Origin of the sequence: Acetobacterium sp. UBA5834 (genome assembly GCF_002435675.1) — a bacterium.
In the GTDB taxonomy this organism is placed as follows: domain Bacteria; phylum Bacillota; class Clostridia; order Eubacteriales; family Eubacteriaceae; genus Acetobacterium; species Acetobacterium wieringae.
Genome location: NZ_DJGY01000045.1, coordinates 1 through 22,724, shown reverse-complemented (window position 1 = coordinate 22,724; position 22,724 = coordinate 1). Strand labels below are relative to the sequence as shown.

Genomic DNA, 22,724 nt, shown 5'->3' with positions numbered 1-22,724 from the left:
TCTGGTTAAAGAAACATCCTATTTTTATTGGCTGAAACGCATCCGTCAACAAGCTTGTGGCCAGGAAATGGTGTCCACACAACTGGAACCGGATGGTCCGGTTACTTTTGCCAAACTTCCGATGAGTCTGGGAAAAACGAACCGGAGTCCAGCAGTGGTGATTAATCTTCCATCGGCAACGATTGAGGTGATGGATGGAGCTGCCCCGGAAACCATCGAAGCGGTTCTGCTGGCAATGAAAGTATTATGTTAGGCGACATTACAATTGCCAGGGAAATTTACATCGCCTGTGGTTATACTGATATGCGTAAATCCATTGATGGACTGGCGGCACTGGTGCAGGAAACAATGGGGTTGAATCCTTTTTCACCGGCACTTTACTTATTCTGCGGGAAGCGTCGGGATCGGATTAAGGCGCTGCTTTGGGAAGGGGACGGTTTTGTTCTGCTTTACAAACGTCTTGAAAATGGCAACTACAAATGGCCCCGGACCGAAAATGAGGTTCGAACCCTGTCCTGGAAAGAATTCAGGTGGCTGCTGGAAGGACTTTCGGTTGATCAACCCCGAGCCATCAAATCGGTGGAACCCGGTGATTTCTGTTGATCAAAAACACTTGAAACCGCATAACAGCTGGCTTTATCAACGTTTTCATGGTATAATGGATCCATTAATAAACGGGAGAAATAAACCGGATGGATGAACGGGACACTTATATTAAACAGCTGGAAACCACCATCAAAAGCCTCGAACAGCAGGTAAACAACCTTACGGAAATGATTCTGCTGCTCCGGAAAGAGAAATTTGGCAGCTCCAGTGAAAAAACGCCAAAGTCAACGCTGGATGGACAAATTTGCCTGTTCAATGAAGCGGAAGCCGAAGTAAATCCCCACGCCCCGGAACCGGTGGTTAAGGATGTCCATGGCTATAAACGGACCAGTCCCAAAACCGGACGGGAAGAACGGCTTAAAGACCTTCCCGTAAAGGAAATACTCTGTGAGATCCATGAAGACGATCAAAACTGCCTCCGCTGTAACACCCTGCTTCGCCCGATCGGGAAAGAAACCGTTCGCGAAGAACTGGAATATATCCCGGCCAAACTGTCGATTATCCGGTATATCCGGATGGCTTATGAATGCCCCCGGTGCAAGCATACCGATACGCCATATATTGAAAAAGCTTTGACGCCTTCCCCGCTGATGGCCCATTCACTGGCATCGCCCAGTACGGTGGCTTATGTCATGTATCAGAAATATGTCAATGCAATGCCGCTTTATCGTCAGGAAAAGGATTGGGAGCAGCTGGGATTTGCGCTGTCAAGAGCAACCATGGCCAACTGGATCATCCGGTGTTCTCAGGACTATCTGCAACCCATCATTGTTCATCTCCGGAAAAAGCTGCTTCAGCGGGAGATTCTTCATTGTGACGAAACTCCGGTTCAGGTTTTGAAGGAGGACGGGAAAAAGCCCCAGTCAAAATCGACCATGTGGCTTTATCGTACCGGAAATGACGGAAGACCCCCCATCATCCTGTACGACTACCGGAAGTCCAAAAGCGGCGAAAATGCACTGAACTACCTGAAGGAGTTCAATGGTTTTCTTCACAGCGATGGCTATGCGGGGTACAATTGCCTGAAAAGCGTGACCCGGTGCGGCTGTTGGGCACATCTGCGCAGGAAATTTGTGGAGGCCGTACCCACGGGCAAACGCCTTGAAAGCAAGCCACCTACCCCGGCTGAAATCGGCCGGGATTACTGCAACCGGCTTTTTAAAATCGAAGAGACACTCTCCGGGTTGACTCCCGATGAACGTTATCTTAAGCGTCTGGAACTGGAAAAACCGGTTCTGGAGGCCTTTTGGTGCTGGATCGATACCTTAAATGTCCTGCAGGGCTCCGCACTCGGTAAAGCTGTGAACTATGCCCGGAACCAGAAACGTTACATGGAAAACTACCTCCTTGACGGTCGCTGTTCACTTTCTAACAATCTGGCGGAAAACAGCATTCGCCCCTTCACGGTGGGTCGAAAAAACTGGCTCTTTTCAGATACACCCAAAGGAGCTTCTGCCAGTGCTGCGATATACAGCCTTGTTGAAACAGCCAAAGCCAATGGACTGAATGTTCACACTTACCTTAATCACCTGCTGCTTTATATGCCGGATGCGGATTATCAGAATGATCCGGAGGCACTCGAAGAACTGATGCCCTGGTCAGAGCAGATACAGGCGGAATGCAAATAATAAATGGATTTATCCAGAACTGGTCTACTGCTGGCGCCGGTTCTTTTTTATTTTTTGTGGCACCTTGTATTTAAGCGCTTACGAAACGTCAATGCGATAAACCTAAATTGTGTTTTGCGTTTTTATTTTTGAGTGCAAAAATGCCAGCGAGTGTTACCTGCCTTTACACAACCTCTTTGCTTAGTTTATCATATTAACGGGATCTTGACTAATCAATTTTTAGCAATAAAAAATCACCCGAAGGTGATTTTTTAAAGAATCGTTTAATCTTATTGTAATAACTGCAGCACACCTTGTGGCTGTTGATTAGCCTGTGCCAACATTGACTGAGCAGCTTGAGAAAGAATGTTGTTCTTGGTGAATTCCATCATTTCTTTAGCCATGTCAACGTCACGGATTCGAGATTCAGCAGTTGTCAGGTTTTCAGAAGAAGTACCTAAGTTATTAATGGTATGTTCCAGACGATTCTGGTAAGAACCGAGTTTAGAACGTTCAGCAGATACCGATTCAATCGCATCATTGATAACACTGATAGCAGCAGTTGCTTTTTCGTGTGTTGATACATCCAAGGCATATTCTGCTCCGGTATTGGTAGTTCCATTTGTTACATCTTTAGTAGTAGTGAGGGTAGCTACCGATCCATTTTTGGCTGTGATAGTATCGCCAGATTCTGTTCCTGAAATTGACAAAGCTTCTGATCGCATATCATTTACTTCAATAGTTAAGCTTTGTGCCGTATTTGCCCCAATTTGGAAACTAGCTTCAAACCCTTCTCCAGATTCGCTTGCTGTTTTTATTGTTGGTGCTGTTTCCGATTCCATATTCGCACGTTGGGTTAATGTAATTAACCCGGCACCATCATCTACAGCCGTGTATTTTGTACTTAATGTTGAATTTAATGTTCCAATAGCCGTTGCAAGAAGATCTGCCTGTCCGGCTGCGGTTGTCGAATTTGCAGTAATTGACTCATTAAACATGATAGCTTTACCTTGGGATACCAATGTGGCATCTTCTTCCCCACTGCCATCGACAACTTGAATTTCTTCACCATCAATAACAAACTTTCCACCAGCTTCAACAACTTTACTAGAAGAGTGGGTGTAAGTAAATGTACCAGCTTTTGCAGCTGAAGTAACAGTCCCCATTTCAGCAGCCATTCCCTGAGTCTGACCTGCTTTTTCTGTTAATACAATTTTACTTCCTGATACAGAAACATCATAAATTGTATTTACTGTTGCATTTGCAGTTAAAGCATCCCGAATGCTTGCAGCTTGTTGTTCTTCAGTCAAAAGGGCTGTAGCAGTACCAATATTAAATTGATTAGCACCTGCACCAGCAGCAACAGAAGTTAAAGTCACGCTTGTAATTTCAGAAGGAGTACCGCCCGTTGGGATATCAAATGCAATAGTTTCACCAGCATTTTTGAAGTTCTGGGTAATATCAAAGGAGAAGCTTCCTCTCACTTCAGCTGCTAAACCATCTTCAAATGTATCACTTTGCCCAGCCATTCCATGCGTCGCTTCAGTTAGTGAGGTAGCGCCTGCTTGAGCAACGCCAGCTGCATTTGTTAAAGTAACATTTACCGGAGCAGTCACTAACCCGGACGTGTTTATTTGCGTTTGAAGGGCATTTACCGTCACACCTGCAGTAAAATCATTAGTTACAGTAAGTGTATTTCCCGCTAAAGACACCCCTGCTGCCCCATCAGCAAATACAACTGTATAACCGTTGAGTTCTTCTCCAACATTTTGGGCTTCAAGAGATAAAGTCATGCCATTATCTAGAGTATAGTCAGCTTTTGCCTTCCCTGTTTGACTAGCTGTCAGTGTAGAGATCGTTGATGTAGCCCCTTTTGCACCACCAGCTGCAGTTGTCGTAACAGTCTGAGTTGCTTGAGTTGAACCACCGCCATCTAACAGCTTCTGGGTATTGAACTCCGTGGTATTCCCAATTCGGTTGATTTCCGAGGTTAACTGATTCATTTCCTTCTGAATTTCATCACGGTCAATAGTTACGTTGGTATCATTGGATGATTGAACTGCTAATTCCCGCATTCTCTGAAGAATGGAGTGGGTTTCACTTAATGCACCCTCTGCAGTGTTAATTAATGAAATCGCATCGCTGGCATTGGTGGAAGCCTGATCCAAACCGCGGATCTGACCACGCATTTTTTCAGAAATCGCTAAACCGGCAGCGTTATCGCCAGCTTTGTTGATTTTTAAACCAGAAGACAGTTTTTCCAACGATTTGGAAGTGGCAGCCGTATTTGCCGTTAATTTGTTATAGGTATTAAGGGCGGCAATATTATGATTGATTCTCATTGTTTTTTCCTCCGTTTTTTAATTTAGCTGATTACCCTCAGCAGGGGGAATTTTGAGGCTTTCCTTCGTACGCAAGTTCCGCCAAATGTTTAAGCTTTTTCGCTCTTGATATTAATATCGTCACAACTTTAATTAACTTTAGCAGGTTTTTGAAAAATATTCGGGTTTCTCCAAAGTTTTTTGCTTATCTGTGGCGAATTAATATGGCCGTTTTGTCTGTTGGTTTTATTATCGGCAGGAATGAAGAAGAGTTTAGGTCTTTTGAAGATTTTTTTGCATTTAAAAAAGGCGTTGCCGCCTTTTATACTTTTTCGTCCAGTAAGGGGGGGGATTGTTGGGTGGGCTGTTGCGGTTCAAAGCCCAGGGGAGGGCGATAACTGGGGTCGGAGCTGGGGGGAACATAGATGGGGCCGCCAACGTATTTAATAATCACATCGGGCCGCTGGGTAACCACCAGCTTAAGATCCGGGGGCATAAATTCGGTGTTTAAGTTATTGGCCTCCGGCATCCCGCTGGAAAGTTGGGTCATCGGAATACTGATCTGCAAGTTTCCGGTTTCCACAGTGCTGAGATTGGCCTTGCCCGTCATCGACTCAATACTGCGGTCGGCATGTTTAAAACGGATGGCCCGGGATTGCCCATCTTCCATCTTGATATCTAAATTCAGATTTCCTTCGGTATCAAACTTGGGGATCACCGTATAGGTGGAGTTGTCCCAGGCATAGGACATGCTGGGCTCGTAATAGTCCTGCAATGCCAACCGAACCGGCTCGCTTTTTATCTGATGCCCGCTTTCCTGTTTGACTTCCATCTGGGTTGAATGCACTGCCGACAACTTCAGCGGCTCTTTTTCCACAAAATCAATTTTTATGGGCACCGTCTCAATGGTGATTAAGTTTTCCATCCTTTTTTCCTCCTTTCTGTTTTCTTGCTCTATTTGCAAATTATGACATGTAATCAAAAACGGACTGCTGCACCACACTGCTGCCCATCTGCAGGGCCGCCTGATAGGCCACCTTCTGGCTTTGGAATGCAATGTAGGTATAGGCAGCATCGACCCCTTCAACCTGGGTTTGTCGTTCTTCAAGGTTAAAGTTTTGGGTTTCATAACGGTTGGTCATAAACTCCAGATACTGGGATTTGGCCCCGATTTCGGTGGTGGTCTGATAGGCCTTCAGGCTGTTATCCTTGTACAAACCATACAGTTTATCGACCTTATCAAAGGAATAATCGCCATCGGCTTTTTCAAATTCAGTAGCGATCCGTCCGAGCAGATCATAAAGATTGTTGGAGACCGCTTCTCCCGGTACTGCTTCGGTATTGGTGCCCATTCCCATAAAGCTCAGCCCCGGAAATGAATAGTTAAAGACTGAATTACGGTCAACCTCACCGGTGGTATCGTCAAACTTTACCCCCAGACCAATATCCACATACATGCTGTCATTCTCCAGTTTATCTGCTTCTGCTGAACCTTTAACTAAACTATCCAGGTTCACGTCATTATACTGCAGCTTGCCATCAGCACCCAAACTAAAGGGTTTCTGGTTATTGGTGCCGCCAAAAAGGTACATCCCGGTTACCTCAGTATTCATGGTTTCCAGCATCTGTGATTGAATGGTGCGCAGCTCGGTGGCAATAATCTTCCGATCCCCTTCACTTTGGGTGCCATTCATTCCCTGCAGGATTTTATCGGTGGCTTCAGCCAGGGAAGATTCAATCTGCCCCAAAGTACTTTCCGAATTGGTCAAAAAGCCTTCGGCATGTTGAATATTATCCTGATAGCCTGAAACCTTGGCCAGGTTCCGGCGGATCTGATAGCCCCGTACCGCTGATGACACATCCTCCGATGTTTTGGCATATTTTCGTCCGGTTGCCACCTGGGTATTCAGCTTATCCAGGTCTGATGACAGACTATTTAAATTGGTGGAATATTTTGAGGTCATCATTCGATAGGTAATTCGCATATTTTCACTTCCCTTCCTGTTATAATCCCATTACATTCGTTTGTATTTTAAAATAATCAGACACCCATCTTATTGATGATGGTATCAAGATTCTCGTCCAGTACGTTAAAATACCGAACGGCTGCCCCGTAAACCTTCTGGAAAGCGGACAGGTTGATTCCTTCTTCATTGAGCGAAACCCCCGAGACCGAGTCTCTGGTATCGGAAATGGTCTGGAATACATTGGTGGCAGTTTTGGAAAAATTGGTGTAGAGCTCCACATCGGTAGCTACTTCACTGACCACGCTGGTCATGTATTCATTAAAGGTTCCGGTTAAAATGATATTGCCGTCACTGTCTTTAAAATCAACCTTACTACTCATATTTTCAATCATCCGCAATACATTGTCAGAACCGGCCGGGGTGGCTTCATAGCCGGTTGGCGTTGGATCAATCGCTGGCTTACGGGTGGTATTAATATAAGATGGGTTGCTAAGCCAGGCCGTTGACACCTGAATGTTTCGGGCGGTCAAATTTGTAGTTACGGTGCCGGAAGAGTCGGTGAAGAGATTAAGGGGATCGGTACTGTAATCATTAAGCACATAACCGCCTGATCCATCCGATTCATAAATCTCACTATTTAACTTATTCATCGTTTCTGCGAACTGTTTTGCGAAAATATCAATCTTTTCATTATAGTAATAAATTCCCTTGGCATCATTTTCAGTTGCACTGGCAAAGCTGCCTTTACCGTTGATAATGCTTAAATAGCCCTCAAGCTTACCGTCAGTGACGAGACTGTTGGTGTCATCTCTTAAATTGCCGACAGTATCGGTAATTAAAAGTTTCACATCAAGGGGATCGGTGGTTGCATCCAGACTCATTTCGGCGTATTTATCATTATCGACGATCAGAATGGGTTGTCCACCACTGGGATTTTCAATGGTGATGCGATAGTGAGGAATGGAAAGGTTTTCTGAGATCCGATCAGCTGGCGACATGCTAACCTTGACGTTGGAAACCTCTGAAAGCTTATCAATCAGTAAATTGCGCTGATCATACAGTTCATTGGGTGTATTGCCGTAAATTTCTTCCCGTTGGATCTGTTCATTCAGCGCTGCAATATTTTTGACATAGGCATTAAATTCACTCTTTACGGTCACTTCGAGGTTTTCAGTCTGTTCGGTACGAATTTCATCCAGTTGATTGGCATACATGTTAAGCATCTGGGTGACTTTTTCCGCAGCTGACCTCACCACCTGGGCAATGTCCGAGCTGGTTGGTGTCTGTGATAAGCTCTGCAGGTCGTTAATATAGCTGGACAATTCTCCCTGAAGGGCTTCGGCCGAGGCTTCATCAAAAACATCTTCCAGATTGCCAATGCCTTTAACCATGGTTTCATAGCGGTTGTTTTCGGAATTCTGATTCCGGTATCGGGCATCAATGTAGGGATCCCGCAACTGGGTGGTACCGGTGGCTTTGGAGCCAAGACCGGTTGAAACCACTGGCGTTGCATATTTTTCTACCTTGCCACTGGTGGTCACCGAAACGATGTCCACCCGCTGGCGGGTGTATCCTTCGGTATTAACATTGGAAATATTATTCCCGACGATATTAATGCTGGCCTGACTGGCATCCATGGCCCGACTGGCGATATTATATGATACAAATGTTGCGGTCATATCATTTCTCCTTAATCTATTTTAAACACTCTTTTCAAAAGCACTGGGAAGCTTGACACTGCTCTCTTCTTTGCCATCTTCGCCATATGTCATTTTATCCTGTTTTGCTTTAAACTGGGCGATACTTTTGTTGACGGTATGCAGTTTTGTCTGGAGCAGGGTCTGACATTTATCCTTATAGAATTGCATTTCTTTGGCTGTTGCTTTAAATTCGGCCAGCAATTCTTCAAATCGCTTTTTTTCATCCTCGGGTAGCTGTTTAATCACTTCGGAAATATTTTTACCGCTGACACCCAGTTTTTCCATGTAGGCGGTAACATCCTGATCAAATGTTTTTATCTGATACAAAAAGATTTGCTGATGATTAAGGTTATCGCTGAGTTCATCAATGCTATTGCTCTGAATCAGCATCAGTTCGTCTTTGAGTTTGGGTATGGTATCACGATGAAGCTTAATAACCCCGAAAAGATAGTTATAAAAACTATCGAGTGTTTCTTGATATTCTGTTGTTTCAAGCATATTAAGCCTCCTCGAATCAAGTTCCCGACTGCTTCAAAGGGCCGGGAACTTATTTTAGAATGGAATCCACCAGATCACTGGTGGGTACGTGATAGGTGCCGTTTTGAACGGCCGCTTTAAGCTCGCTTAAACGGTCTGAATCTTTGACGGTGACGTCATAAAGAATGGCTGATTTAGCAGTGGCAACCCGGCTGTCTTCAAAAGATGCACTGCGACTGTTGGAAATGTCGGTGCTATCGGTTTTAGCAATAGGATTTTTTTTGTTTTCAGCATTAACACGACGGGCTGATTCAGTGGCGGTATCCTGGCCAATTTTGGCTTGAACGGCGGGATTATTGCCGAGTGAAATTTTCATGACTTTACCTCCTTTATAGGATAATCTATTTTGTTAAAATCTGTCTGAATTTTGGTGATATTTCTGCTTGTTATACTTATCGTCATTATAAAAGAAAACTTTAGCAAAAGAAAGAAAAATAATGATGGCGGGATGAAGAAAAAAATCCAGACAGCCTCATAAAGTATTGGTGTCTGGATTTTAGGTGCGGGGTATGGCGGGCGATCTCGGATCGCCCCTACGGGATGAAGTGTTACGTTGGTTTTTTATTATTGCACTGGTAGTTTTGGTTCGTAGGGGCGGGTAGTACCCGCCCGGGCAACGGCATGATTTTTTGATCAACATTCGATTTGACATCGACGTTGCGGGCGATCAATGATTGCCCCTACGGGATGATGCGTTACGTTGGTATTTTTTAGCTTGTAGGGGCGAACCGTGTTCGCCCGTTATCGGCATCGGCCTTATTTCGACAAAAATCGGATAATTTCGTCGGCAATACGATCCAGGGGTAATTGTTTGTCAACTGCACCGATGTTATAGGCCACCATCGGCATACCGTAGACCACCGAGGATTTTTCGTCCTGTCCGATGGTGTAGGCTCCGGTTTTTTTTATCTTCAGCAGACCATTGGCGCCGTCCCGGCCCATGCCGGTGAGAATAACACCCACCGACTGTCTCCCGGCCACAGCGGCCACTGAATCGAAAAGAACATCAACCGAGGGACAATGTCCGCTGACTTTTTCTTCCTGGGTGCATTTAACAATATAACCGGTCCCCCGTTTGGCCAGACGCATCTGGAAATTTCCGGGGGCGATCAGAACCCGGCCGGGTCTTAAGGCATCGCCGTCCTCGGCTTCTTTTACTTCCAGCTCACAGGTGTTATTCAGACGCTCGGCATAGAGCTTAGTAAACACCGGGGGCATATGCTGGACAATGATAATCGGGGGCATATCCCGGGGCAGACCGGAAATTACCGTATGGATGGCATCGGTTCCGCCGGTGGAGGCACCGATGGCAATGATCTTGCTCATGGTGTCAATACCCTGATTGGCCACCGGCCGGCTGGGTGTATAATCGCTTTTACGATTTCCGACCTTGGCGGTGGAGGCAATTTTTATTTTGATAATCAGTTCGTTGACAAAAGAAGCCATCCCGCCGGGACGGGTGACATTGGGTTTGGTGACAAATTCTACGGCCCCGGCATCCAAAGCATCGAGAACGTTTTTGGAAACCGAGCTGACAACAATTACCGGCAAGGGATACTGAGGCATCAGTTTTTTTAAGAATTCAATACCATTCATTTTGGGCATTTCAACGTCCAGGGTTAAGACGTCGGGCTTTAGTTTAATGATCAAATCTCTGGCCATATAGGGGTCGGTTGCTGTCCCCACGACTTCAATGTCCGGATCTTTCGATATTTCCCTTGATAAAGACTCACGAAAGACCAGGGAATCGTCTACGATCAGCACCTTAATTCTTTGCTTAAGTCTCATCACGGATCCTCCACTTATTTTTCTTCAAGCAATTCTTCGATCACTTCGATTTCTTCATTCTTCAGCAGGCGTTCACAGTCCAGCAATAATTGAACCTTGCCACCAGCTTTACCAATCCCTTTCATAAAACGATTTTCAAAACCGGTTTTGTTCGATGGCGGTGGCGCAATTTCTTCATCGTCAATAGTCAGTACTTCTTCAACATTATCAACGATCAAGCCGACGGAAACCGCTTCGATATCGATAACCACAATACAGGTACGGTCATTATAATCCACCGGTTCTTTGCCAAACTGCAGCCGGACATCAAGCACTGGTATAATTTTACCCCGCAGATTGATGATCCCTTTAATATAGGTTGGTACTTCCGGCACCTTGGTTATTGACTGCATGCCAATAATTTCCGTTACATATTTTATTTCAATGCCAAATACTTCATCTTCTAAGGAAAAGGTTAGAAATCTACCGTGCTGAGTATCTTCTTCCAGATTGTAATTATCTACAACATTTTCTGCCATTATAAATCTCCTCTTCAAATATTTTTTAAAGTTTTCATTGTAACCATTATACTTGAAACGCCTAAAAAGGTACACCCTAATTTATTCATCTCTTTGACAAAATTCTTGTTCTTTTTTTACCCTGATTAATGGCGTTTAAACTTATTGTGAATGAAGCCGTGAATTTATATTCAAAAAAAATGTTGGGCACAAAGTGCTCAACAAATAATTGGTTATTTTGATTTAAAACCATATTAATAAATTAAAGGACCTTGCAAATTGAACTGATCGAATTATTCAAGTCGTGTGCGGGCGATCTCGGATCGCCCCTACGAAATAATACTATATTCAGCTGAACTAGCTTTAAAATTCCTCAATCCGGCGATTCAGGGACTGTATCTTCATAACGCCCGTAGCCAGATCAAAATATTGGGTTCGTCCAAAATTAAGTCCGGTATCTTCGGCCAGAATGGGAATCCGCAGCTGGCTCAGTACCTGCTTGACACAAAGAATATTGCGTTCCCCGATGGCTCCCAGCTTACTGCCGGGCTGAACCTCAAACATTTGAGCACCACCGGCAATTTTTGCAACGATGCGGTTGTTGCCGCATCCGGCTCGTTTCATCTCGTCAACCAGATCCACAATGGCGGTATCCGCAAATTTTTTGCGATTGATATCCTTATTTGAAAAATTAGTACTGTCCGGCAGCATAATATGCGATAAGCCGCCGAGCTTTGTGACTTTGTCGTACAGACAGACGCCCACACAGGAACCCAAAGCATAGGTGACCAATACCTCCGGGCCCTTGGCTAATTTATAATCCGATATTCCAATTACAATTGCCTGACTCATATTTCCAGCCCTAGTTTTTGCATAATCGTTTTTAATGTATTGATTTCGGCAAACATAATCATGTTGCTCTTTAAATCGTTGGTTTCGCCCAGGAAATTTTCTTCAATAAACATTAATTTGTCACCAATTGCACCAAACTCAATAATCGGCACACTCATCAGAGCCCCGACCATGTCGATGGCCACATAGGGAACCGATACCTCGATGGTCAGTCCCGTTAATGCCGAAATGGCATTGACATAGGAGGAAGCCAGAATATTTCCGATTTCTTTGATGCCGGAAATTTTCATTTCGCTGAGTCCATCTTCATCATCATCTTCACCCACCAGAATGTCCATAATGCTTTTGGCATCTTCCACATTAAGTAAAAACATAATCATCCCGTGGGCATCACCGCTGAAATTGACCAGCACCGCCACGGTCATGGTTTCGGCCCCGCCCAGATTAGCAACTGCCTCGTCAAAGCCAGTGATCCGAACCGAGGGAACACTCATGTCCACCTTTTCATCCAGGATTGTGGCCAGGGCGGTAGCCGCATTGCCAGCTCCAATATTACCGATCTCCCGGAGCATATCAATTTGCATTTCATTTAGTTCATCATAATTCTCAAACAAATTTGTACCTCTTTCTCCTCAATCATTTTTCCTTACTACAGCATCCCATTTATAATCGTATCATTATCCCAATATATTTTGCAATGTTCCAGGCTGTCAAACTCGAATGAAAAGGGCATCTCACCAAAATAAATTCGGGTGCCCCGGTAGAGTTTTCGCTTGGCCGAAACCGATCCGTAATAACTGATACTGGCCTTTTTTTCGACATATGCAATGGCGCTTTCTATTTCTGCGATTTCTTTTTTCAGGGTCAGTACCTGTCGATCAATCTGTTTTTTCAGGGTAGCGATCTGTTCCATTGCAGGACTGTCGTGCTTACGGTTGAGCATGTCCTTTTTTTCCTGTGCCAGCAACAGGGCCGTGACCTGGGCTTCTTTTTCGCTGCTGTCAGCCAGCTTTAGCTGGGTTTCTTCGGCTTTAATGCGCAATCTGTCAATTTCATCCTGATCAATGATTTTTTCTCCCAGAATCCGAATAACGGTGGGATATTCCCGATCATTGCCAATATCTCTGGCGACCAGCTCACCCAGTAGTTGAATCTCGCCGCCAACGACCAGTTCTTTGCTGCCAGATAGATAGATATTACCATTACAGGTGATTTTTCCATCAATAATGTAATCCACGGTAATATCACCGTCAACGTGCAAAACAGCATTTTCGATGTAATTGCAGCGGAGATCCTGACCGACAATCACATCACCGGAACTTCCACCATAGATGCCCTTGGCGATGACCACATTCCCGGCAGCCTCGATTTTAGCATCTTCAACGACCCCTTTGATAATCAGGTTGCCCCCGGCTTTCACCGAAAAACCGCTGCTGACATCCCCATCAATGGTCACATCCCCTGGAAAATTAATATTCCCAGTGGAGAAATCGATGTTCTTGCGAATGTGCATCATCTCATCAATGTTAATGGTATTGATAAATTTGATGATGCCGTCACAATCAGCCAGAAGCTTCGATTCATCGGCGGTCAGAGTGGTGTTTTTACCCGCTGGCACCAGCGGCTTTCTTCCTTTATGGGCCGGTATCGGCTGTCCATAAATATCTTTGCCTTCAATTCCCTGGGTTTCTTTGGTGATTTCGCATAAAACCTGACCCTTTTTGACCATCTGAAAATAATTGAGGTTTTTATAATCAATGGTTTCATCTTCACTGTATTCCGGTTTGTAGTCGGCATCTTTTTTGACCAGCAGATTAACTACCCCATCGTTGCCATCAATCGGTTCGGTAGCTTCGGCTACCTTGATCCGGATCTTGTAAATCGGTCGCTGGGCCAGCTTTTCCACAGCACTTTCAATAATGCCATGAACAATCTGGTTCTCAGCCAGAGCCGCCAGCAACTCTTCTCTGGTAAAAACGGTATTGCCTTCTTCCTGCTTTTCCAGCTTGATAAAAGCCTGTTTTTTATCATCACTGACACTGACTTCAATCAAAGCTGCATGTTCTGTTTTGGCATTCTCCTCACACATAATCCATCCCCTTTTCCCTACGCTTTTTCTTTATTCCATCTTATTTATCTAAGTTGATTTACCGTCTTTTCCATATCATCCGTGGATTGGATAATTCTTGAATTAAACGAAAAAGCACTGTTAGCCTGAAGCACTTTAACCATTTCGGTAGCCGAATCGGTGGCCGATGATTCAATATAGCCGGTTCTGATAATGCTGACGTTGTCTAACTGAGCGGCGCCCGAATCTGGTGTCGGCGCAAATTGGTTGGTTCCCAACAATTCCAGACCATAACGGTTGGGAAATGAAAAGACCCCAATTAATTCACTGTCATAGCCAGCAGTGATATTGATTCGGTTGTTGTCTTTCCCCAAGACATAGTTACCGCTGATATCCACCAGATATTTTTGATCACCTTCGACGCTGGCGTGAAAGACGCCATCCCGGGTATAGGTAACGACATTTGTTTCCCGATTAAGAATTCCGAAAAAGCCGTCACCTTGGATGGCACAGTCCATCTCTCTTCGGGTGGGTTCCAGTTCCCCCTGGGTAAAATCAATCCCGATTTTCTGTACTTTGGCACCGTGTCCCGTACTGATGTCAGCACCGGCTCCACCGTTGATGTTTTCATATAAGAGCGATGCAAAAGCCACCACCTGAGGTTTAAAGCCCAGGGTATTAATATTAGCCACGTTATTTCCAATTACGTTGAGTGTATTTTGCTGGCTGATCAGGCCGGTTTTTGCTGCATAAAATCCTCTAATCATGCTCGTTTTTCTCCTTTTACGTTCCAGTATTAGCTATCCGAAATACTGCGATCCCGTTATTATCCAACTCTACCAATGGTATTGGAGGCAATTTCACTGATCTTGTCGAATATTTTTAACATCTGTGTGCACGAAGTAAAATTATTCTGTTTGGCAATCATGTCACTCATCTCTTCGGTCATATCGACATTTGATCGTTCGATCATCTCCTGAAACAGGTTGAAGGTTCCCGCCGGAGCTAATTGAAAGCCGGTGGCACTCTGAAAATACCCTTCTCCGACCGGGGTTAAATCGGCAGCGTTAGCCACCGTTGAGATATTGATCCGGGTTACTTCTGCACCATTTTGAACAATGGTGCCGTCCGGTTTCACCTTGAAATCACTGCCAGCCAGTTGAATCGGCTGACCGACTGTGTTTAAAACCTGACCAACCCCTGGTAGCGTTAAAAAGCCCTGTTGATCCAATTCAAACTGACCATTCCGAGTCAATACCTGTCCAAAATTCGGATTCTGGATGACGAAAAACCCCTGACCTTGAATGGCCATATCCACTGAGCGGTTGGTTGTTTCAAAACCGCCCTGAGTAAAATCAATATACTGCGCGTCGTTAATTGTAATGTAGGCACCGGGGCCAATGTCAGCCTGAGCAATTTGGGGATCAGTGCTCATCCGTGAGGCCATGTATTCGGCAAAGGTTGCCTGGATTGTTGACTGGTTTTTGTAGCCGGCCGTACTAACGTTGGCAACGTTCTGAGCCAGAACATTAATGGCTCGCTGTCCGGATAACATCCCAGCTGCGGCTGAATAGGATCCTCTGTCCATTGTAATACCTCCTAATTAATAATTCTTTAATTTAATAGTTCTCTTATCAATAATTTTTTAAGCGATTTCTCATTTTTATCATCGCCTGAGAGTGAATCTGCGACACCCGTGACTCGGTCACACCCAATACCTCGGCGATTTCTTTAAGTTTTAAATTTTCATAATAATAAAGTGAGACTACCAAACGTTCCTTTTCCTTTAACTGATCAATGGCTTCGCCCAACTTCATTTTCAGTTCATCAAACAGGATGGTGGATTCCGGAGAGTCATCCGCTCGCTCTTCGGTAATCAGCGGAGAAACTTCCATCATTTTTTCGTTGATGGCTTCTTCATATGATAAAACAATGGCATTATGCCGCTGCTGTAAAATCTTCTGTAGATTAGCCTCCGATATACCCATTTTGGCGGCAATTTCTGCTTCACTGGGTTCTCTTTCCAGAGCAGCATATAATTCGCCATAAGTTTCTTCCAGCACCTTTGAAAGACTCCGCTGGCTGCGGGGTACCCAATCCTGCTTACGCATAAAATCAATCACTGCTCCTCTGATTTTTAAGGTCGCAAAGGTTTCAAATTTATTCCCCATCTCCGGGTCGAACTTTTCCACGGCATCAATCAGGACAATCATTCCCTGGTTAACCATATCGTCCAACTGTCCAAAATTGTTGTAACTACCCTTAAATCTTAACACAATTTTCTTAACCAGGCCGGTATATTGCAGAACGATTTCGTTCCGGATTTCAGTCGTCCGCTGTTCTTTATATAATTGCCAGAGTGCCATCGTCTTCTCATCGACAAGCTTTTCTGTCACTGGTGTCTCCACTGACTGCTCAAGCATCTGATCGACTGCCGGTTCTTGCGATACATTATCACTTAGTTCATTTTTTTCGCTATTTATTTCTGCAACATTCATTCTGACACTCCTTATTCTTAGAAGGATTTGCGTTGATTAGTTTTCCAACTTTATCATACCGATCACCTGAATCTGAATATTGGTATCTATTTCATTAAAGGATAGGACGGTTAGGTCTGCCATAAATTGTTCAATTAATCGCTTAAAATAAATACGCACAATTGGGGAAGTGAGAATAATCGAATGATCAATGATTTCCTTGAGTTTTTCAATTTGCTCGGTTACCTTTTCGACAATGGTTTGCACCACCTGAGGGTCGATGGCCAGATAGGTGCCATGCTCGTTTTTCTTCGCCGAATTGAGGATTATGTTCTCAATTTCCTGATCCAGCGCAATAACCTTGATGCTGTTGCCATCGGTGTATTTTCTAGTGATGGTTCGTTTGAGTTTCTGTCTGACATATTCTGTCAGCATGTCCGTATCCTTGATACTGGTACCATGATCTCCCAGGGTTTCCAGGATGCTCTCCATATCCCGGATGGGGATTCCTTCATTTAAGAGGTTGATCAGAATTTTCTGGAAATCAGCTATCGAAATAATATTGGGAATGACATCATCGACAATGGCCGGGTTGGCTTTTGAGACGTTTTCCAGCAGGGTGTTAATGTCCTGACGACTCAGCAATTCATGCATATGCTTCTTGATAACCTCAGACATATGAGTCACAATCACCGAAAGGGCATCAATAACCGTGTAACCGTAAACCTCAGCCAATTCTTTCTCGTTTTCAGTGATCCATTTTCCCTTAATGCCGTAGGCTGGCTCAATGGTTTCAATCCCATCAATGGGTTCACTGGTATTGGTCGGATCAAGGGCCAGATAATAGCCGACCAGAACTTCGCCCTTGGCAATTTCTTCGCCTTTGATCTTAATTATATACTGGTTGGGGTTAATGAGTCCATTATCTCTTAATCGAACAGTGGGAATAACCACGCCCATGTCCATGGCAAATTGTTTTCGGAAAATAACGATCCGATCGATAAAGTTACCGGAGCTGCCTTCATCCACCATCGGTAGCAGGGAATAACCAAACTCCATTTCGATCGGCTCGACCCCGATGATATTGTAGACATTATCGATGTTCCGGTAAAAATCAACCTCACTGCTTTCTTCCTGAATCAGCTGGGTCATCTGCTCAACCTCATCCACCACCACCGGGGCATTGGAGCGACGGATCAGCAGTAAACCAAAGCCACTGAGCATGACTGCTAACAACAGAATTTGAAATGCTGGTGCTCCGGGAATAAAAGCCAGGGCTGCAATACCAATCCCGGCAATAACCAAAACCTGAGGTTGGGATAAAAACTGATTCCTGACATCGACATTCAGGTTATTTTCTGAAGCGGCCCGGGTCACAATCATAGCGGTAGCTACTGAAATCATCAGCCCTGGAATCTGGCTGACCAGACCATCCCCGACGGTAGCGATGGTATAGACTGAAACCACTTCTTCCAAGGGCATTCCGCCCTGAAGCATCCCAATAATCATCCCCCCGACGAGATTGATCACGGCAATGATCATCGAGGCAACCGCATCGCCCTTGACCAGCTTTGTGGCCCCATCCATGGAACCATAGAACTCGGCTTCGGTTTGAATTTTCTGTCGCCTTTCTTTGGCTTCGGCATCGGTAATTGCCCCGGAACTAAGATCGGCATCAATGGACATCTGCTTTCCGGGCATCGCATCCAGGGTGAAACGGGCCGATACTTCAGAAATTCGTTCCGCTCCCTTGGTAATAACGATAAACTGCACAATAACAATGATAATAAAGACGATAAACCCAACAACAGCATTTCCGCCCAATACAAATGTACCAAAGGTTTCAATGATTTTTCCGGCTTCACCACCGTTAGAAAGAATCAATCGGGTTGAGGAAATGTTAAGGGCCAGTCGCAACAGCGTTGTAATCAAGAGCAGCGATGGAAAGATCGAAAAGTCCAACGGGCCTTTGATATACATCGTGGTTAACAGAATAATCAGGGATATGGATATGTTTAAAATAAACATAAAATCCAGAATAAATGGAGGTAGTGGAATAATAATAAGGGCGATTGTCAGAATTACAAAGACAACGACAAGGTTCTGAATGATTTTCATTTGACATTTTCCTTTTTACGAGTACTATAAACCCACGCCATTAATTCTGCTACGGCTTTGTAGAGTTCTGCCGGGATGTACGCATTAATCTCCACAGACTCATACAGACTGCGTGCCAAACCCTTGTTTTCTTTGACCAGCACCTTATTTTCCTCGGCGACTTTAACAATTCGCAGAGCAATATGGTCTTTCCCTTTTGCCAATACCAGCGGTGCCACATCCTGGTCGGCATCATATTTTAAGGCCACCGCATAATGGGTCGGATTTCTGACAATGACATCGGCCTGCGGAACCATCTGCATCATCCGGCTCATGCTCATTTCCCGTTGTTTTTGGCGGATCTTGCCTTTAATTTCGGGATTTCCCTCCGTCTGCTTGTATTCGTCTTTGACTTCCTGCTTGGTCATTTTGAGTTTCTTTTCATAGTCATAGCGCTGATAGGCATAATCCAGAATGGCCACTACCGCAAAAATCATACAGACGGTCTGTACCATGGACATAGTCTCATCCATCATAAACATCATATTTTCATCAATATTCGTGATCAGCATATCGGGTGTCATCGGAATCATGGCCATAATGGTGGTATAAATAATGGCAATTATCAGTACTACCTTGGCCAGTGATTTTAGCAGTTCCACCAGTGATCCCAGCGAAAACATCCGCTTGATTCCTGATAGTGGATTAATTCGGTTGAATTTGGGTTTAAGAGCCTCCCCAGTTACCAGAAAGCCGGTTTGTACCCCTGACATAATAATGGCAACCATCATGATTACCACTGCCACCGGTAGCACGGAAATAAAAAACACCAGGGCACTCTCCCGAAACAACTGATTAACCCCGGACACAGTCAGGGTCTCCATGGTCAGGATCTTCTTCATTTGCACTGAATATAAGTTCTTGATCTGCTGATAAATAAACGCCACCAGCAGGTTTAGGATAAAAAAAGCCACAAAGAGCAGCACCACACTGACCACATCTTTACTTTGAAAGGTGTTCCCTTTTTTGCGCTCATCTTTTCTTTTTTTGGGGGTCGCTTTTTCGGTTTTTTCTGATCCTGCCATTTTTTTCTCCGATTTTTATTGTGCTATATGAAAAATGTCAGTACCTGAGTTATTTTTTCCATCATCAGCAAATTCATTTTAGTCATGAAACTGGCCAATGCCGGGATGATTGTGAAGATGACAACTAAACCAATGATAATCTTTATTTGAATATTGATGACAAATACATTGATGTTTGGTACCAGTCGCATCAGGATCCCCACCGCAAATTCGGACACGATCTCTGTAACAAGAATTGGGATAGCGACCTGGACAGCATAGATAAAGATATAATACATCAGTTCAATAAAAAAAACTGCCACCTGCTCACTGACCTGCCCCAACCCCAGCGGAATAACCTGAAATGATTTAATTACTACCGTAAAGAGGGCCAGATGGGCATTTGAAATAAAAAAGATCAGCACATACATGGCGGTCAGCAGGTTTCCGGTAACTGAAATATTAGCCTTGGTGGCCGGGTCATACATTGACGCCATGCTCAAACCCATTTGCATATCAATAACCTCCCCAGCCAGCTGAAAAACCGAAAGAAAAAGGGTCATGATAAAACCAATCACAATTCCAATAATAAAGCCCTGGAGCATGGCCCCAATAAATTCGATGGCGCTGTAATCAATCACCTGGGTCGTTCCCAGCTCAAAGACGGCAAACATCGCAATGGCCAGAGATAAGCCAACCTTGACAATGCTGGGGACGCTATTGCGGCCAAAAATAGGATTAAAAAAAATCACCCCGGCCGTTCGGCAGCTGGCTAGCAAAAAAATCAAATACTGGTTCATGTCAAATGTCATGTCTATCACCCATATTATCTGTTAGATCTTGGTGGCAATCAGCTCAAAGATCCGGAAAACCAGATCCATCATCTGCTGAAGCATCCATCCACCAGCAATAATCATCAGCAGTGCGGTGATAATCAGTTTGGGAACAAATGTCATGGTCTGTTCATTGATGGATGTGGCTGCCTGAATAATAGAAATAATCAAGCCCACCAACATGCTGATTAACAGGATGGGACCTGCCACCTTCATCCCGGTAAAGATTGCGTCTCGAAAGATACCAATTAAATCGCCTGTACTCATTTGCTGCTCCCTTCTTAATTATAGGTCATAATCAGGGTTTTAACGAGTAATCCCCATCCATCCACCACCACAAACAGCATCAGCTTGAATGGAAGAGAAATCATAACCGGCGGCAGCATCATCATCCCCATGGACATAAGTACACTCGAAACAATCATGTCAATGATCAGAAAAGGGATAAACAGCAAAAACCCAATCAAAAAGGCCCGCTTCAGTTCACTGATGATAAAGGCAGGGATTACAACCGTCATGGGTAACTCTGCTGGTGGCATGTTTTCAATACCGGTTTGGCCTGCCTGAATTGCCAGACTTTTAAATAAATCCACATCGGTGGTGGTGGTTTGCATCAGCATCCATTCTTTAATCGGCTCCACTGCCGAATCCAAAAATTGCTGGGTGTTTATCGTGCCGGCATTGTAGGGTTGCAGGGCCACCTCGTTGATCTCGGTTAAGACTGGTGCCATTACAAAAAACGTAATGGCCAGAGCGAGACCAACCAGAATCTGATTGGGCGGGGTTTGTTGCAAACCCAGGGCACTTCTTAAAAACGAAAGCACAATGATGATTCTGCCAAAACATGTCATCATTAAAAGCAGCGTCGGCACAATCGCTATCAGGGTCATTAAGACGATGATTTTTACCGTATCCGAGCTTTCCCCAGCCAACAAACCTTCCACCGACAACTCGGCAGCATGGGCTTTTACTGCGGTCAAAGAAAACAAAATGGCAATAACCGTAAGGTTAACCAGTATTTTTTTTAAAAGCACGCTTCTTTTTTTCGATGTCTCAATTATATCATTCATTCTGTTTTTCCTTTTGAGAAAATGATTTTACCATACTCAAAAAGCTTTCTTTTGATATTTCCTGCTTTTTTTGATAAGAAATAGGTTCATCCAATTGTGATAAAATTTGAATGTTATGTTCGGTTACGCCTACCAGGTACTGTACCCCCTGAATGTCAACAATGATAATTGAACCATTTTTCCCGACAATTAATCTTTCGATGACCTTCATATGGTGTTCACCTGATAATGATCCCGGCCGTTTGATGAAGCGTTCAATATACCATCTGCTTCCATAATAGGTTAAAACAATGACACCGACGGTCCCCAATAGTGCTAGAATTATTGAAAATACATCACTAGAACCCAATTTGGACCTGCTTTCTTTTATTTGCCAAGGGCACTATTTACTGTTTGGAGGAGACGATCTGCTTTAAAGGGTTTTACGATAAAATCCAGTGCACCATTTTTGATGGCTTCGACGACCATCCCTTCCTGACCCATGGCCGAACACATAATAACCTTGGATTGGGGTTCAAAACCCTTAATCGCCTGGAGCGCCTGGATACCGTCCATCACTGGCATCGTAATATCCAATAGAACTAAATCCGGTCTATTTTCTTTGTATTCTGCCAACGCAATCTCGCCATTTTCGGCTTCAATAAAATCGGTATAACCACCCTTTTTTAAACTATCCTTGATCATCATCCGCATAAAGGCCGCATCATCTACAATTAAAATTTTACTCATTTTCTTCTCCTTTTAATTCATGCTTCGAATTTTTTATCTATACTAATTTCTGCTATTTTTGTTGTTCAGAATTGTCTCTGACTTTTATTATTTCGGTAATTTTTACGCTATAGTTATCATCAACAACGACCACATCCCCCCGGGCTATTAATCGTCCGTTGGCAATGACATCTACCTGATCTCCTGCCTGGCGATCCAGCTCGACAATATTGCCTAAAGTCAACTCGGCGATATCTTTTATTTTTTTTCTGGTTCGGCCCAATTCCACCGTAATCTGAATTGGCACGGACATCAGCAAGTCCAGATTGTCCCCAGGGATATTCATTGGTTGCTCTTCACCAAGTTTTCGATATTCATAGGGATTGACCTGCACCGGTTGTTGGGGTGGGGCATAAGCCGCTGGTGGCGGATCATTTCGAACCACCCGAGCCGGTTCTGCTGGCGGAGCCTGGGGTGGTTGCTGGTAGGCCACTTCCGGTTGTACCGGCGGGGGCGGGGGCGGGGGCGGTGG

24 protein-coding genes and 1 pseudogene are annotated in these 22,724 nt (G+C 44.4%); 3 read left to right on the top strand and 22 right to left on the bottom strand.

Going from position 1 to position 22,724, the window contains the following annotated elements:
* The 3 genes and pseudogenes from B3F51_RS09205 to tnpC all read left to right on the top strand — a co-directional run.
* Nucleotides 1–253, top strand: a pseudogene (locus B3F51_RS09205) (hypothetical protein); the annotation flags it as partial.
* A complete protein-coding gene (gene tnpB / locus B3F51_RS09200; RefSeq protein WP_286946710.1) occupies nucleotides 247–603 on the top strand; it encodes an IS66 family insertion sequence element accessory protein TnpB in 357 nt (118 codons plus the stop codon). The pseudogene B3F51_RS09205 and the gene tnpB, both read left to right, overlap by 7 nt.
* An 89-nt stretch (nucleotides 604–692) precedes the next feature.
* Nucleotides 693–2,234 carry an IS66 family transposase gene (tnpC, locus tag B3F51_RS09195; protein WP_286946708.1) on the top strand — a complete coding sequence of 514 codons (1,542 nt, stop codon included), beginning with the start codon at nucleotides 693–695 and terminating at the stop codon, nucleotides 2,232–2,234.
* A gap of 269 nt (nucleotides 2,235–2,503) precedes the next feature.
* Here tnpC and B3F51_RS09190 read toward each other — a convergent pair whose 3' ends face one another.
* The 22 genes from B3F51_RS09190 to fliN form a co-directional block, all read right to left on the bottom strand.
* Nucleotides 2,504–4,555 carry a flagellin gene (locus B3F51_RS09190; RefSeq protein WP_286946706.1) on the bottom strand — a complete coding sequence of 684 codons (2,052 nt, stop codon included), beginning with the start codon at nucleotides 4,553–4,555 and terminating at the stop codon, nucleotides 2,504–2,506.
* A 301-nt stretch (nucleotides 4,556–4,856) separates the two neighbouring features.
* Nucleotides 4,857–5,459, bottom strand: a complete 603-nt coding sequence (locus B3F51_RS09185; RefSeq protein WP_286946705.1) for a hypothetical protein — start codon at nucleotides 5,457–5,459, stop codon at nucleotides 4,857–4,859.
* 40 nt (nucleotides 5,460–5,499) lie between these two features.
* A complete protein-coding gene (locus B3F51_RS09180) occupies nucleotides 5,500–6,519 on the bottom strand; it encodes a hypothetical protein (RefSeq protein WP_286946704.1) in 1,020 nt (339 codons plus the stop codon).
* A 56-nt stretch (nucleotides 6,520–6,575) separates the two neighbouring features.
* Nucleotides 6,576–8,180, bottom strand: a complete 1,605-nt coding sequence (gene flgK, locus B3F51_RS09175; RefSeq protein ID WP_286946702.1) for a flagellar hook-associated protein FlgK — start codon at nucleotides 8,178–8,180, stop codon at nucleotides 6,576–6,578.
* Nucleotides 8,181–8,201: 21 nt separating this feature from the next.
* On the bottom strand, nucleotides 8,202–8,699 hold the full coding sequence (gene flgN / locus B3F51_RS09170; protein ID WP_286946700.1) for a flagellar export chaperone FlgN: 498 nt from the start codon (nucleotides 8,697–8,699) through the stop codon (nucleotides 8,202–8,204).
* A 49-nt stretch (nucleotides 8,700–8,748) separates the two neighbouring features.
* Nucleotides 8,749–9,054 carry a flagellar biosynthesis anti-sigma factor FlgM gene (locus B3F51_RS09165; protein WP_286946698.1) on the bottom strand — a complete coding sequence of 102 codons (306 nt, stop codon included), beginning with the start codon at nucleotides 9,052–9,054 and terminating at the stop codon, nucleotides 8,749–8,751.
* Nucleotides 9,055–9,494: 440 nt separating this feature from the next.
* On the bottom strand, nucleotides 9,495–10,526 hold the full coding sequence (locus B3F51_RS09160) for a protein-glutamate methylesterase/protein-glutamine glutaminase (protein WP_286946695.1): 1,032 nt from the start codon (nucleotides 10,524–10,526) through the stop codon (nucleotides 9,495–9,497).
* A 14-nt stretch (nucleotides 10,527–10,540) separates the two neighbouring features.
* Nucleotides 10,541–11,044, bottom strand: coding sequence for a chemotaxis protein CheW (locus tag B3F51_RS09155; protein ID WP_026395950.1), 504 nt, complete (start codon nucleotides 11,042–11,044; stop codon nucleotides 10,541–10,543).
* A 342-nt stretch (nucleotides 11,045–11,386) separates the two neighbouring features.
* Nucleotides 11,387–11,875, bottom strand: a complete 489-nt coding sequence (locus B3F51_RS09150) for a chemotaxis protein CheD (protein ID WP_228882285.1) — start codon at nucleotides 11,873–11,875, stop codon at nucleotides 11,387–11,389.
* Nucleotides 11,872–12,489 carry a chemotaxis protein CheC gene (locus B3F51_RS09145; RefSeq protein ID WP_148637476.1) on the bottom strand — a complete coding sequence of 206 codons (618 nt, stop codon included), beginning with the start codon at nucleotides 12,487–12,489 and terminating at the stop codon, nucleotides 11,872–11,874. The genes B3F51_RS09150 and B3F51_RS09145 overlap by 4 nt, the downstream gene beginning before the upstream one ends.
* A gap of 35 nt (nucleotides 12,490–12,524) precedes the next feature.
* Nucleotides 12,525–13,964 (bottom strand): DUF342 domain-containing protein, encoded by a 1,440-nt coding sequence (locus B3F51_RS09140; RefSeq protein WP_286946694.1) that lies wholly within the window; start codon nucleotides 13,962–13,964, stop codon nucleotides 12,525–12,527.
* Between the two features lie 44 nt (nucleotides 13,965–14,008).
* On the bottom strand, nucleotides 14,009–14,710 hold the full coding sequence (locus B3F51_RS09135) for a flagellar hook-basal body protein (RefSeq protein WP_286946693.1): 702 nt from the start codon (nucleotides 14,708–14,710) through the stop codon (nucleotides 14,009–14,011).
* 59 nt (nucleotides 14,711–14,769) lie between these two features.
* Nucleotides 14,770–15,531 (bottom strand): flagellar hook-basal body protein, encoded by a 762-nt coding sequence (locus B3F51_RS09130; RefSeq protein ID WP_148637474.1) that lies wholly within the window; start codon nucleotides 15,529–15,531, stop codon nucleotides 14,770–14,772.
* A 46-nt stretch (nucleotides 15,532–15,577) separates the two neighbouring features.
* The gene (locus B3F51_RS09125; RefSeq protein WP_286946690.1) at nucleotides 15,578–16,441 is read right to left on the bottom strand and encodes a sigma-70 family RNA polymerase sigma factor; all 864 of its coding nucleotides are present in this window, start codon (nucleotides 16,439–16,441) and stop codon (nucleotides 15,578–15,580) included.
* Nucleotides 16,442–16,477: 36 nt separating this feature from the next.
* A complete protein-coding gene (flhA, locus tag B3F51_RS09120; RefSeq protein WP_286946689.1) occupies nucleotides 16,478–18,538 on the bottom strand; it encodes a flagellar biosynthesis protein FlhA in 2,061 nt (686 codons plus the stop codon).
* Nucleotides 18,535–19,602, bottom strand: coding sequence for a flagellar biosynthesis protein FlhB (flhB, locus tag B3F51_RS09115; RefSeq protein WP_286946688.1), 1,068 nt, complete (start codon nucleotides 19,600–19,602; stop codon nucleotides 18,535–18,537). The genes flhA and flhB overlap by 4 nt, the downstream gene beginning before the upstream one ends.
* A 23-nt stretch (nucleotides 19,603–19,625) precedes the next feature.
* The gene (gene fliR / locus B3F51_RS09110; RefSeq protein WP_148637470.1) at nucleotides 19,626–20,393 is read right to left on the bottom strand and encodes a flagellar biosynthetic protein FliR; all 768 of its coding nucleotides are present in this window, start codon (nucleotides 20,391–20,393) and stop codon (nucleotides 19,626–19,628) included.
* A 21-nt stretch (nucleotides 20,394–20,414) separates the two neighbouring features.
* The gene (gene fliQ, locus B3F51_RS09105; protein WP_026395960.1) at nucleotides 20,415–20,681 is read right to left on the bottom strand and encodes a flagellar biosynthesis protein FliQ; all 267 of its coding nucleotides are present in this window, start codon (nucleotides 20,679–20,681) and stop codon (nucleotides 20,415–20,417) included.
* A gap of 14 nt (nucleotides 20,682–20,695) precedes the next feature.
* A complete protein-coding gene (gene fliP / locus B3F51_RS09100) occupies nucleotides 20,696–21,484 on the bottom strand; it encodes a flagellar type III secretion system pore protein FliP (RefSeq protein ID WP_286946686.1) in 789 nt (262 codons plus the stop codon).
* Nucleotides 21,477–21,794 carry a flagellar biosynthetic protein FliO gene (gene fliO, locus B3F51_RS09095; RefSeq protein WP_286946718.1) on the bottom strand — a complete coding sequence of 106 codons (318 nt, stop codon included), beginning with the start codon at nucleotides 21,792–21,794 and terminating at the stop codon, nucleotides 21,477–21,479. The genes fliP and fliO overlap by 8 nt, the downstream gene beginning before the upstream one ends.
* A 56-nt stretch (nucleotides 21,795–21,850) precedes the next feature.
* The gene (locus B3F51_RS09090; RefSeq protein ID WP_070371898.1) at nucleotides 21,851–22,213 is read right to left on the bottom strand and encodes a response regulator; all 363 of its coding nucleotides are present in this window, start codon (nucleotides 22,211–22,213) and stop codon (nucleotides 21,851–21,853) included.
* Nucleotides 22,214–22,265: 52 nt separating this feature from the next.
* On the bottom strand, nucleotides 22,266–22,724 hold a 459-nt coding region (fliN, locus tag B3F51_RS09085), incomplete at its 5' end, for a flagellar motor switch protein FliN (RefSeq protein WP_286946685.1).